Consider the following 13310-nt stretch of genomic DNA (forward strand, 5'->3'; position numbering starts at 1 on the left):
GAGTATGAGGTGAATGACTTGGAACAATATTTAAATCTATGCCGTGATATATTGAACAAAGGAACAAAAAAAGAAGACCGTACTGGAACTGGAACGATCAGCCTCTTTGGTTATCAAATGCGTTTTCCCTTACAAGAAGGTTTTCCGCTTCTAACAACAAAAAAATTACATTTGAAATCGATCATCTATGAATTGCTATGGTTTTTAAGAGGGGATACCAATATTCGTTACTTGCAAGAGCATGGGGTAAGAATTTGGAATGAATGGGCGGATGACAATGGTGATCTAGGTCCTGTGTATGGTTATCAGTGGCGCTCATGGCCTGGAAAAAACGGTGAGACCATCGATCAAATCGCAAAGGTTGTTGATATGATTAAACACCAGCCAGATTCCAGAAGGTTGATTGTTACCGCTTGGAATCCGGCTGATATCGAAGAAATGGCCCTGCCGCCGTGCCATTGTCTGTTTCAGTTTTATGTAAACAACGGACGATTATCTTGTCAGTTGTACCAGCGAAGCGCGGATGTTTTTCTAGGTGTTCCGTTCAATATAGTCTCATATGCCTTATTGACACATATGATTGCTCATGTAACCGGACTGGAAGCAGGAGAATTTATTCATACCCTTGGCGATGCGCATATTTATTTAAACCATCTTGATCAAGTCAAAGAACAAATTCAAAGGGAACCTAGAAAGCTTCCTCAGTTAAGCATAAACCGCAAAGTCGACTCTATATTTGACTTTAAATATGAAGATTTCACTATTGAAGGATATCATCCTCATCCGCATATTAAAGGCAAGGTGTCGGTATGATTTCATTCCTTCTTGCCATGGACAAAAACAGATTAATCGGCAAAAATAATGATTTGCCTTGGCATCTTCCGGCTGACTTAAAATATTTTAAAGAGCTGACGATGCACCATACGATCGTAATGGGCAGAAAAACATTCGAATCGATCGGCAAACCATTGCCGGGAAGAGACAATGTTGTTTTGACGCGGGACGTATCCTATCATCCTGAAGGTGTTGCGACCATTCATTCGCCAGAAGCCTTATTAAGCGAATACGATCCTCATCAAGAGATTTTTATTATCGGCGGGGCAAAAGTATTTGAAGCCTTCTTTCCATATGCGGATCGCTTGTATATTACTTTGATTGAAGAAACATTTGAGGGCGACACATATTTTGAAGGGTTTCATGAAGAGGAATGGACGCTCATTTCCGAAAAACAAGGGACCGTTGACGAAAAAAATAAATATAAGCATCGCTTTCTAGTATATGAAAAAAAGAATAGATTAAAATAGAGTGTGGCTGGGTCACACTCTATTTTTAATCTTCTTAAGAATATAATGGTAAATTCAATATAATTAGTGATATCGAAAAATTATAAAAAGGTTATAAAATGGACATAACTGTAGTAATTTAAAGTTTTATAGCAAATTATTTATTCTCTTCTCGTATTTCGGTGGAAAATGGAAGGATTTAACGTGATAAGATTATTCAATAAAAAAAGAAAAAAAAACTATAAAAATCTAGTATGAAAGCCTTTAAATAATGAAACTCAAGGATTATACTTGTGTATGAAAAAAAGAATAGGCTTAATTTGAAGCGCTATTCTTTGTTTGCTAAAATATTTCTGAAATTGACACCATGATTGCCAAAAAAGGGAGGCGAATTCATCGATATCATGGATCGGCGTTTTCGACACCAATGATAACGATAAAATGTTAAAACAATTTATCAAATGAGAAATTGGTTTTGAAAGTGTTTTCTCGTTTTCAAAAAAAGCGGCCGATGCCCTGTTTTTGAAAACGCATAAAAGGTTAGGTTATGTCACTATTATTGCAGTTAGGAGTGTCGCAAAAAATGGCTACTGATAAGACACAAAGCCAACAGCCATGGCAAGGATTTCATGGTCCTAACCTCGGCTATGTTCAGGAACTTTATGAAGAATATCTAAAAGATCCAAATTCAGTGGAACCTGATTTGAAAAATCTATTTGACCAATGGGGACAGCCGCCATCTGAAGTTTCAGATGATGAAGCTCAACCAACTCAAGTTACTGATAACGTTGATCAAATTGGGAATTTGGCAAATGTGATAGCGGCCGTTAAATTAGCTGATAAAATTCGTGCATACGGCCATTTGGGCGCGCAAATCTATCCGCTCGGCAGGGAAAAAGATGATGATTTATCGATGCTTGATCCTGCAAAATACCAATTAACAGATGTCAGCCTGAAAGCCATCCCGGCGAAGGTTGTTTGGCATAATGCGCCAGATCACCTTCAAAACGGTCTGGAAGCTATAAATGAGTTAAGAAGAATCTATACAAAATCTTTAGCCTACGAATTTAGCCATGTACATAATGTTGATGAACGCCAATGGTTAAATGAGATGGTTGAAAGCGGTTCATTTCATCTTAACTTGACTGATGAAGAGCGCGTAGAATTGTTAAACGAATTGACTGAAGTTGAAGGTTTGGAAAAGTTTCTTCATCGGACGTTTGTCGGCCAAAAACGTTTTTCGATTGAAGGCGTCGATTTATTAGTTCCAATGCTTAACAAAATGATTAAGAAATGTGTTCATGACGGTACGCATAATGTCATGATCGGTATGGCTCATCGCGGACGCTTAAACGTACTTGCCCATGTGCTTGGTAAGCCATATGAAATGATCCTGTCTGAATTCCATCATTCGCCAAACAAAGAACTGGTTCCTTCAGAGGGTTCACGAGGCATCAATTATGGATGGACTGGAGATGTCAAATACCATTTAGGCGCTGATCGCGATATAGAGGAAAATGAGGCGCATGCTCATGTAACATTGGCAAACAATCCAAGCCATTTGGAATTTGTTAATCCTGTTGTTGAAGGATATGCAAGGGCGACTCAAGATAACCGCCAAGCAGCGGGCTACCCTGTTCAGGATACATCCGAATCGCTCCCTATCCTTATCCATGGGGATTCAGCATTCCCTGGCGAAGGCATTGTCAGTGAAACATTGAATTTAAGTCAATTGCCGGGATATCAAACAGGCGGAACGATTCATATTATCGCTAACAACATGATCGGATTTACGACAGAAAGCAGGGATTCAAGGTCAACAAAATATGCCAGTGACCTTGCCAAAGGCTTTGAGATTCCAATCGTTCATGTCAATGCAGATGATCCTGAAGCCTGCCTTGATGCTGTTATTCTGGCCTATGAATACAGAAAGCGTTTTAAAAAGGATTTCCTTATTGATTTAATTGGTTATCGCCGTTTCGGGCATAACGAAATGGATGACCCTGCAGCTACACAGCCGCTTCTCTATGAGAAAATCAATAATCATCCTACTGTGCGGCTGCTATATGCCGAAACTTTGAAATCCGAAGGAAAGATAACAGACGATGACATCAAACAATTAGAAAATAAAATACAGGAACGTTTGCAATCCATTTACGATGAAATAAAGAACCAAAGCGGCGAAATTGAAGAGAAAGATTTACCGCAAAAAATAGCCTGTGCTCTGCCGGAAATAAAAACGGCTGTATCGCATGACACGTTATACGAAATTAATCAGCAATTGTTAAATTGGCCGGAAGGATTTACGGTCTATCCTAAACTGGCCAGAATCTTAAAACGCCGGGCAAACGCTTTGGATGAGAACGGCAAAGTTGACTGGGCGCTGGCGGAAGAGCTCGCTTTTGCAACTATTCTAAAAGATGGACATCCAATTAGATTTACAGGACAAGATACGGAAAGAGGAACATTCGCTCATCGCCACTTAGTTCTGCATGACAGCAAATCCGGGGAAACATTCTCGCCGCTGCACAGACTGCCAGACGTTAACGCATCTTTTGCGATTCATAACAGCCCGCTTTCTGAGGCATCTGTTTTAGGATTTGAATATGGATATAATGTGATTGCTCCAGAAACTTTAACGATTTGGGAAGCGCAATTTGGCGACTTCGCAAATGCCGGGCAAGTTATTTTTGACCAATTTATCGCTGCCGGACGAGCAAAATGGGGACAAAAATCAGGTCTTGTCATGCTTCTTCCACATGGATATGAAGGTCAAGGTCCTGAGCATTCAAGCGGCCGTTGGGAACGATTTTTACAATTAGCTGCAGAAAACAACTGGTTTGTTGCCAATCTGTCAAGTGCGGCTCAATATTTCCACATTTTAAGACGCCAAGCCGAGCTTCTTGACAAAGATGAGGTGCGTCCGCTCGTTATTATGACGCCGAAGAGCCTTCTTCGTCATTCTTTAGCTGCGTCGCCGGGTAAAGAGTTAAGTGAAGGGCGTTTCCGCACTGTTGTTGAACAACAAGGGCTGGGAGAAAAACAAGACCAAGTTGAACGCCTCATTTTATGCAGCGGAAAAGTAGCGATTGATCTGGCATCTGAACTGACTTCATTGGAGAACAAGGATTGGTTGCACATTGTTCGTGTTGAACAGCTTTACCCGTTCCCTAAAGAAGAAATCAAGCAAATCATGGCGCGCTATAACCATCTTAAAGAGGTTGTCTGGGTACAAGAAGAGCCGAAAAATATGGGGGCTTGGACATTTGTAGAACCAAGGCTGAGAGATATTGCTCCTGATCATGCATCAGTAAGTTATATTGGCCGCCCTGATCGATCCAGCCCGGCTGTCGGTGAACCAGATATTCACAAAAAAGAACAAAACCGAATTCTAACGAAAGCTTTAAAACTCGAAAAATAATTATATTGTGTCGGATTAAGGAGGTAACATCCGTGATCGAAATTAAAGTACCAGAGCTTGCGGAATCTATTACAGAAGGAACAATTTCAGAATGGTTAGTGAGTGTAGGCCAAAAAGTGAACAAAGGCGACGACATCGTTGAGCTTGAAACAGATAAAGTCAATATCCAAATCAGCGCTGAAAACAGCGGCATCCTTCAAGAAGTAAAAAGAGAACCTGGAGATACCGTTGAAGTTGGCGAAGTGATTGCTATCTTAAACGAAAATGCTGAAGAAGGAGAGGCCGCTGCACCGCAGGAAAATAAAACAGCTGAAGCGCCTAAGCAAGAAGCGCCTGAAAGCAAAACTGCCGAAACAGCTCCTGAAGCCGCAGAAGAAAAGGGCAACGGAAATGATCGTTTAATCGCGTCTCCGGCTGCCCGCAAACTGGCGAGAGAACTCGGCATTGACTTAAACAAAGTAGAAAGCCGCGACCCATTAGGGAGAGTAAGAGTTGAAGATGTTAAAGCCCAAGCGCAAAAAGCGGCACAGCCTGCTCCTCAGCCAAAAGCAGCGCAGCCGGCGGCCGCCGAAACAGACGGCAAGCCAGTTGACCGCATTAAAATGTCTCGCCGCCGCCAAACAATAGCTAAGAGGCTTGTTGAAGCTCAGCATACTGCAGCCATGCTGACAACTTTTAATGAAGTGGATATGACGGCAATTATGGAGCTTAGAAAACGCCGCAAGGAATCCTTTATTAAAAAACATGATGTCAAGCTTGGCTTTATGTCCTTCTTTACAAAAGCAGTCGTCGGCGCTTTGAAAGCTTTTCCATTGTTAAACGCTGAAATTCAAGGCGACGAAATCTTAGTTAAAAAATATTATGATATTGGCATTGCCGTTGCTGCTGAAGAAGGTTTAGTAGTACCTGTTGTACGTGATGCGGACCGTCTGTCATTTGCTGAAATTGAAAGGGAAATTGCTTCTTTGGCTGAAAAAGCCAGATCCAATAAACTTGGATTAAAAGAACTTCAAGGCGGTTCATTTACAATTACAAACGGCGGTACTTTCGGCTCCTTGCTGTCTACGCCGATTTTAAACGCACCTCAAGTGGGCATCTTAGGCATGCACAGCATCAAAACACGCCCGGTAACAGTTGGCGATAGAATGGAAAACCGCCCGATGATGTACATTGCATTATCATATGATCATAGAATTGTTGATGGTGCAGAAGCCGTTCAATTCCTTGTTAAAATTAAAGAAATGCTAGAAGATCCAGAACAACTTTTACTTGAAGGTTAATAGATTATATAAAGCGTTGGATTCACAATTGAGCTGAGTCCAACGCTTTTTTCATGAAAAAAGCGGTTAAAGTTTTTCTGGCAGCACTTTACCCGGATTTAAAATATTGTTTGGATCAAATTGATTTTTAATCATTTGCATTAAAGGAACTGTATCTGCGTGTTCTTTATTTAAATATTTGATTTTTCCAATACCGATGCCATGCTCGCCTGTACAAGTCCCGCCGCGTTCCAGAGCGAATTCGACAATTTTCTGGTTGATATCATAAGCTTTCTTTACTTCCTCAGGATCGTTTTTATCAAACATTAAGTTCGCATGAAAGTTGCCGTCTCCGACATGACCAATCGCTGAACCGTTTAAGCCGCTTTCTTCAATAACATGTCTAGCGTATACAATAGCATCCGTTAACTTCGAAATAGGCAGGCAAACATCGGTTATCATCATTTTCTTATCCGGAAAACTATGTTTAACGGCGTAAGCTAAATTGTGACGGGCTTCCCAAAGCTTCGCCCGTTTTAATGAATCCGTTTCAAATACAAGTTTTTCACAATGATTGGCATCAAGAAGCTCTTGCGCAAAAGAAATATCTTGCTTGACGCCTTGTTCATTTCCATGAAATTCGAGAAATAAAGTGGGGCGAACAGGATAGTCGGTCTTACTGTGTCTATTGACTAGTTCGATTGATTGTTCATCGACTAATTCAACCCTGGCAATAGCAATACCCGCAGACAGAAGCGAGACGGCGCCGTCAACAGCATCTTTGACGGATGGGAACGTCGCGCGGCCGGCTACAATCGTCTCTGGTATCCCGTATACTTTTAACGTGATTTCTGTGAAAACTCCAAGCGTTCCTTCTGATCCGACAAATAAGCTTGTTAAGTGATATCCTGACGATGATTTGGCTGATAGACCGCCGGTATGTATGGTGTTCCCATCAGCTAAAACAACTTCCAAATCACGCACTTGGTTTCTCATAATCCCGTAACGAACGCTTGTGGTTCCGCTGGCATTTGTTGCTGCCATGCCGCCGATGGTTGCATCGGCGCCCGGATCGACCGGGAAGAACAAACCGTACTTTTTCAGCGCCTGATTCAGTTCAGTTCGCGTAACGCCGGGCTGAACTCTAACAAGAAAGTCTTCAGGCCTGACTTCAAGCACTTTATTCATGAATTGGAAATCAATTGAGATACCGCCTTTGATCGGGATGGCATGTCCTTCCAAGCTTGAACCAACGCCAAAAGGGACAACCGGGATTTTGTGGGTATTGGCAAACTTTAAGATAGCTGAAACTTCTTCTGAAGAAACTGGAAAAACAACGGTCTCCGGCAGCACAGGTGTATGATGCGATTCATCCTTACTATGATGTTCGAGAATGGTCTCATTTTCAGTAACCCGTTTTTCGTCAGTTATTTTTTTCAATTCCAACAATAAATGGTCATGTGTAATAGTCATATAAGAGCCCCCTTTGTTGTTCTATATAGTTAATTAAATATTAAAAAGGGAAAACCCTTTTAATTGCAGCTAATTTTTTAATGTTTCTGAACACAGCTAATGGATCATGAATAAACAGGTGAGACTGTTAATTTTTTGTGTCTTAAACCGGATTTGAAACGCTTACAATTGTGATTCACCATAAAAATGCCTTTTGCATAATTTATTAAAAAGCGCATTGACGCTGACGGAGTTGATTGTATGATCATGGAGAACGTCGTCACCATTTTCATCTACCTTGCCGTCGGTTGTATCATTGGATGGATGTTAATCATTCCCCATCGTTTGGATCTCACTTGCAAAAATCGCTTTTTTGTACTTGTCATCATGATCTTTCTATGGCTTCCAGTTTCTATTATTTCGTTTGCTATCGCTCCTTTCATCAGCGCTTGTTCATCGAGGTCTCGATAAGAGGCCTCTTTGGTATGTTCGAAGAGCCGGTTGGCAAAGATAATGGAAGAAGTGGAGGGATGAAGCTTGTCTGAAGAGAAGCATGAGTATGAGTCTGATCATATTGCCGTTTCTTTCTATCCCAATCGGTGCAATCATATAGGCAGATGTGTGCGGCTGCTTAAAGAAGTTTTTAATCCAGATCACAAGCCATGGGTGAATTTGGAGGATGCAGATATTGAAGCTGTCTGCCGAACAATCGAACAATGTCCGACTGGCGCGCTCCAGTATCAGCGTCTAGATGGAGGAGAAGATGAAACGGCTCCTGATGTGACTACGATCAAAACTGTCAAAAACGGCCCTTTTTTTATTCATGGGAATATAGAATTGCTGGATGAAGAGGGAAACCCGCTGACCATGAATAAAAGAATTGCGTTATGCAGATGCGGCCGGTCAAAAAACAAACCTTTTTGCGACGGTACTCATAAAAAATATCATTGAAGATATCAAACAATAATGAATGAAGGTCCTTAATATTTTAAAGGCTTTTCTAGCTTTGGATTAAATGTAAAAATCTTTTTTTATAATAACAGCCCTGATAACCATTAAATAAGGTTATCGGGGTTTGTTTTATATTTTATATTACCTTGACAGACATAGTAATTTATATTAGGATATACACAAGGAGGTGGGGTAATGGTTCAAGCGAAATTGTCCTCTGACTGGCTCCGCGGACATGCAGATACGATGATTTTGAAACTCCTTTTAAGCGGCGATAAGTATGGATATGAAATAAGTAAACTTATACTGGAAAGTTCAGGAGGACAATTTGAATTAAAAGAAGCAACAATGTATTCCAGTCTTAAGCGACTTGAAAAAGAAGGGAAAATCACCTCTTATTGGGGAGATGCCACTCAAGGCGGCAGGCGAAAATATTATACAATTACACCAATAGGCGTGAACACATACCAGCAAAATAAAAAAAATTGGGAACAGGCAAAAGAAATTCTTGAACGCTTATTATAAGAAAGGAAAATTAAAATGACTGATAATATAAAAGCGCATGTTGAGAGGATTTTTGCGCCGTATCAGAATGTAAAATCTGCGAAGGAACTCGAAGAAGAACTGACTCAAAACTTAAGAGAAAAATACAATGACTACAAACAAAAAGGGTATAGCGATGAAGAGGCCTATCAGTTAACCATTGATTCTATAGGTGATGTATCAGAACTCATCGAATCCATAAATCTTCAGCAAAGCGCACTTGAACAAGCTGTGCGCATGAATTACTCCAAACAAACTCTCCACGACAGCGATTTTCGTTCGGTATCTGTTCATGACGGGAATTTTAATGCCAGTGATTTAAAGGGATCTGATTTCAGCTATTCTGATTTAACGAACAGTACATTTAAAAGCAGTAACCTAAATAAATGTATATTTGAAAATGTTAACTTGACAGAAACATTCTTTAAATCGGTCAACTTAAAAGGCGCATCTTTTAAAAATTGCATATATGATCGCGCGCATTTTAAAGGATGTAACCTTGAAGGGCTTGTTTTTGATGGGGAAACATTTAATCAAACTATTTTTGAGCTCTGCTCACTAAAAAAAGCATCATTTCGTCATACAACGCTGTATAATGTTCAATTTCGCTTGACTGATGCAAAGAAAATTGATTTTGACGGCGCCGTAATGGATAAGTTAACATACAACTTTTTACGAGGCGCCAGGGCTGACCTTAGCAATGTGACATTACGCTGATAGAGGAGGGGCGATGAACATGAGTATAGGAACTGCAATTGTCATATCTGTCGGAATGATTTGTTTTACCGTATTTATCACGGCAGTCACGCTGAAAGGCATGGGGATGGGTGACTGATATAGGCGTTAAGAACAGTATTCATGTAAATGAACGGTTCTGTATAAAGTTCGGTGCTGGATAGCAGCTCAAGCATGCCGGCTGTTAAAGAGGATTGGGCCGGCGTTATTATATTTATTAAAAGGATAATCTGATATCCAGATGGAAGCTGAATATCAGATTTTTCTTTCAATCATTGTTGCCAAAGAGGTAAGTGCCGCCGAATAAATCGGCTTTCTTTTCTACTTTTGTTTCGGACAATTTCAGGAGAAAAGGCCTTTCCCCGCGCTGCTTTAAAGTATCTGCAACAAGGCCGTCACCCGTCGGCGAGCAAAGCAGAATGTCAGTTCCTTTTAAAAGCAGCTTACAGTACCGGGCATTTAATTTTTTGTTAAAGACAATGGGTTTATCATCTAGATGAAACCATTTTTTCCATTTCATAATGCTGGTTTCTAAGTCTTTGACAGCAACAGCTGCGTATGCCAATTTTGCATCATGCAGGCAATGGCGTTTAATGATTTGCTGATTGATAAGCGTTTTTCTTCTTTCCTCATCTGTTTGTTTCCAATCAATGATAAATGGCAAGTGATAAGGATCGGATTCTTGATCTTCAATAAATAACATTGACCATTTTAACAGTGATCCGTCAGCTCTTCTGCGACTGCCCTCGACCGGCCCTTTGATGATTAATCCTTTTTGCCGGAACCATTCGCCAGCCTGTTCAATGTCATTGGTTCTCAGCGCTATTCTGCACAAGCCATCACCCAAATCTTTCTCGGCGGCAATCTGTTTAATAAGAAAGTTATCCGCAACAGATTCAGCCTTATGGATATCTTCAACACCAATAAATTCAATATAACTTAAATCAAAATGGCATAAACCATTGTAAGTGCCCCAATCCGGATGCTGACCTCCCATCTGGGCATGAAAGCCGAAAGCTTTCATTTGTCCGACGGCGCGTTCCGGATTATTTGTATAGTGAACAATGTGATCGAAACGAAAATCCATGTCAAACTTCCTTTTATACAGATACATTTTTAGTTTCTCAAGAGAGGGGAACTATCTATCTTTAAATTTGGATGAAAAAACAATTTGAAGAGCAATATAAAAACATTAAAATCGATTAATAGAATGATAATAATGAGTTTTTGTGTTTTGGATAAAAAAGCGATACAGTATATTAATGATATCATATATATTTTGAAGCTGAATTTCAGTAAGGAGGCTGATCAGTGACAGTTATTATTGAACACAAATGGTTGTTTGCGATCATCGGAGAAATAGCTTTTTTCGCGTTAGCAAGCGCCTTTTTTATAGCAAGGTATTGGTTTCGCATGATCAAAACCAGCTGCTTTTTCATTCTTTTGCTTATATTTAATGAATTATTTCTTGCCTTACTCGCAGTTTTCGATTATATAGAAACAGGGAAAATGTCATCCTTTCAGATCTTCACAGCGATTTTCTATATATATTTAATTTTTGATGGAAAAAATGAATTCGCAAAGCTCGATCGGTATTTCAAAAAGAAAGCGGCAAAGTGGAAAGGAGAGACAATACCGGATTTTGGAGAAGAAGAACAGCATGATGAGAAGAAATACGGCGCCGCTCGTGCAAAAGAAGAGAGACAGGGATGGTATATGCACCTGTTGATTTTTATGATAGGACAGTGTGTGGTGTTATGTCAATAAAGCAGACACAAATTTATATTGTTTTTCACTACCAAAATGCTAAAAAAGGATGGATATTAGGGAAGATCTTTAGAAGGCGGTTTAACCTAACGACCAAGCCCTAGTAAATTGACAGCCTATCCCTGCAAGACCAGCAAATAGACCAACTGGCAAAAAACAATGAAATATATTATCGGAAATCAACATAAAGATCATGCCGAAAGAAATTGTTGGGAAACAAATGGATTGTTTAGCAGTGATAGCTTACAATATTATCTAACTAAAAAACTCAAGAATTCCATCAAAACCAGACAAAATAGCAGCTTATAAATTAGGAGGGGAATCTATGGGAGGGTCTTTATTTAGGCCTAGTTTAATAATATTGTATTTTTTGTTTTTAACTTTTTTGGTTTGTTTTTCCATACCGAATTTATTCTCTTCTTTTGTCTTAATATGGATTCTTGTTATTTGTTTTATTGTAACTATAACCATACATGAACTGGGGCATGTTTTTTTCGGTTTAATGTGCAAGCTTAATTTTTGTTTTTTTGCTGTTGGACCATTCTTAATTGAAAATGTTAACGGAAAAGTAAAGATAAGAGAGAATAAAAATTGGATATATTTTGGAGGTGTTGCTGTAATGACACCTCCTTGTTCTCATAAACCTAACAAAAAAAGCTTAGTTTTGTTTTTGATTGGAGGTCCTTTTTTTAGTTTCTTAAGCAGTATTATAAGTTTTGCGTTATGGAAAATGATCGGATTAGAAATCTTTCTTTGGTTTTTAATATTTAATGGATTGATTTTTCTTGCAACTGCGATTCCAATGACTAAAGGGGAATTCAATGACGGCGGAGCTCTATGGTTATTTATTAAAAATAAAAAGGAAACTGAACGTTACCTATTAAAAATGAGCATTATTGCTGAAATGTTTAGCTCTAAAAGACCAAAGGATTGGAATAAAGATATTTTAAAACAGTGTAAAGAATCTATAATCGAGCACCCATTTGAGAATAGAAGTTGTTACACTTTTCTTTTTTATTATTTTTGTGATCTTAACGGTATGGAAGAGGGGATATCTCATATTAAACCCCTTGTAAACATGCCTCAAACTAAAGAGAATAGATTAACGATGAGCTTTTTTAACAGCCTCTATTTTTGTATAAATTTTTAAATGATGGTAAAAATGCTGAGTCTGAAATTAAAAGCATATTTAAAAAATTATCTCGGATGGACACTTATTCTTATAATCGAGCAGAAATTATTATCCATTATTTAAATAATAATTTTAACCTAATGAAGTCTTCACTTTCCAGGTTAGAACGATCATTAGACGATATAAAAAACCAGGGCTATTATATTGTAGAAAAGGAATTGCTTAAGGAGTTAAAAATTAAATGTACAAAAGAGAAAAAGCCACATGTGGAATTTTATGATCAAGAATAATTTTATTATCTTTTTAATAAGAGTCACTAATGCGGTGGCTCTTATTATTTGTCACTTGTATTGTTTTTGAGGCTTTAGAATCAATGTATGATCCAGGATAAAAGTATTAATTTTATCAAACTTCATTTGAAATGGAAGTGATTTGCTATAATTTGATAAGAAGGAACTTTATTTTAGGAGAGGAGCGATACCTATGAACCCATTCATAAGTTTGGTTCGTGAAAGGTCGCCATTTCAATCTTATCCATTTGAATATTCTAATTATATGAACATCATAATAAATGTATCAATAAAAAAATGGCCGCACAACTTTTTAAAAAGTATCTCTCTAGGATCATAAATGGGACAAATTAAAGTAGATCCAGATCGATTAGAAGAATTCGCCGACAAGATCGGTGACGCAAAAAGTTCGTGCGGCGATGCGTTATCGGCATTAAAGTGGCACTTTTCTTCTCTTATCGCTGAAGTATCTGACAT

General features: G+C 38.9%; 13 protein-coding genes. 11 read left to right on the forward strand and 2 right to left on the reverse strand.

Annotated elements, in window-relative coordinates; all coding sequences use genetic code 11:
* The first annotated feature begins 18 nt into the window (after window positions 1-18).
* From JOD45_RS14320 to odhB, 4 genes are all read left to right on the forward strand, one after another.
* Entirely contained in the window at window positions 19-813 is a 795-nt protein-coding gene (locus JOD45_RS14320) for a thymidylate synthase (RefSeq protein WP_205004589.1), read from the forward strand.
* Window positions 810-1304, forward strand: a complete 495-nt coding sequence (locus JOD45_RS14325; protein WP_205004590.1) for a dihydrofolate reductase — start codon at window positions 810-812, stop codon at window positions 1302-1304. Before JOD45_RS14320 ends, JOD45_RS14325 begins: the two co-directional genes overlap by 4 nt.
* A 562-nt stretch (window positions 1305-1866) precedes the next feature.
* Window positions 1867-4704 (forward strand): 2-oxoglutarate dehydrogenase E1 component, encoded by a 2838-nt coding sequence (locus JOD45_RS14330; RefSeq protein ID WP_205004591.1) that lies wholly within the window; start codon window positions 1867-1869, stop codon window positions 4702-4704.
* Window positions 4705-4736: 32 nt separating this feature from the next.
* Window positions 4737-5984: a 2-oxoglutarate dehydrogenase complex dihydrolipoyllysine-residue succinyltransferase gene (odhB, locus tag JOD45_RS14335; protein ID WP_205004592.1), complete on the forward strand. Its 1248-nt coding sequence runs from the start codon at window positions 4737-4739 to the stop codon at window positions 5982-5984.
* Window positions 5985-6050: 66 nt separating this feature from the next.
* Here odhB and JOD45_RS14340 read toward each other — a convergent pair whose 3' ends face one another.
* Entirely contained in the window at window positions 6051-7436 is a 1386-nt protein-coding gene (locus tag JOD45_RS14340) for an FAD-binding oxidoreductase (protein ID WP_205004593.1), read from the reverse strand.
* Between the two features lie 240 nt (window positions 7437-7676).
* On the opposite strand from JOD45_RS14340, the gene JOD45_RS14345 reads away from it, so the two are divergent.
* The 4 genes from JOD45_RS14345 (at window position 7677) to JOD45_RS14365 (ending at window position 9626) form a co-directional block, all read left to right on the forward strand.
* The gene (locus JOD45_RS14345) at window positions 7677-7886 is read left to right on the forward strand and encodes a hypothetical protein (protein ID WP_205004594.1); all 210 of its coding nucleotides are present in this window, start codon (window positions 7677-7679) and stop codon (window positions 7884-7886) included.
* Between the two features lie 66 nt (window positions 7887-7952).
* On the forward strand, window positions 7953-8366 hold the full coding sequence (locus JOD45_RS16655) for a CDGSH iron-sulfur domain-containing protein (protein WP_239549297.1): 414 nt from the start codon (window positions 7953-7955) through the stop codon (window positions 8364-8366).
* A gap of 195 nt (window positions 8367-8561) precedes the next feature.
* Window positions 8562-8891, forward strand: a complete 330-nt coding sequence (locus tag JOD45_RS14360; RefSeq protein WP_205004595.1) for a PadR family transcriptional regulator — start codon at window positions 8562-8564, stop codon at window positions 8889-8891.
* A 15-nt stretch (window positions 8892-8906) separates the two neighbouring features.
* Window positions 8907-9626: a pentapeptide repeat-containing protein gene (locus JOD45_RS14365; RefSeq protein WP_205004596.1), complete on the forward strand. Its 720-nt coding sequence runs from the start codon at window positions 8907-8909 to the stop codon at window positions 9624-9626.
* Window positions 9627-9912: 286 nt separating this feature from the next.
* Here JOD45_RS14365 and JOD45_RS14370 read toward each other — a convergent pair whose 3' ends face one another.
* Entirely contained in the window at window positions 9913-10731 is an 819-nt protein-coding gene (locus JOD45_RS14370; protein ID WP_205004597.1) for a VOC family protein, read from the reverse strand.
* A gap of 224 nt (window positions 10732-10955) precedes the next feature.
* Here JOD45_RS14370 and JOD45_RS14375 point away from each other — a divergent pair, with 224 nt between their 5' ends.
* The 3 genes from JOD45_RS14375 to JOD45_RS14385 all read left to right on the forward strand — a co-directional run bounded on the left by JOD45_RS14375 (window position 10956) and on the right by JOD45_RS14385 (window position 12833).
* The gene (locus JOD45_RS14375; RefSeq protein ID WP_205004598.1) at window positions 10956-11411 is read left to right on the forward strand and encodes a hypothetical protein; all 456 of its coding nucleotides are present in this window, start codon (window positions 10956-10958) and stop codon (window positions 11409-11411) included.
* Between the two features lie 325 nt (window positions 11412-11736).
* On the forward strand, window positions 11737-12561 hold the full coding sequence (locus JOD45_RS14380) for a M50 family metallopeptidase (protein WP_205004599.1): 825 nt from the start codon (window positions 11737-11739) through the stop codon (window positions 12559-12561).
* Entirely contained in the window at window positions 12546-12833 is a 288-nt protein-coding gene (locus JOD45_RS14385) for a hypothetical protein (RefSeq protein ID WP_205004600.1), read from the forward strand. The genes JOD45_RS14380 and JOD45_RS14385 overlap by 16 nt, the downstream gene beginning before the upstream one ends.
* Window positions 12834-13310: the final 477 nt, after the last annotated feature.

The organism is Scopulibacillus daqui (genome assembly GCF_016908855.1).
Classification (GTDB): domain Bacteria; phylum Bacillota; class Bacilli; order Bacillales; family Sporolactobacillaceae; genus Scopulibacillus_A; species Scopulibacillus_A daqui.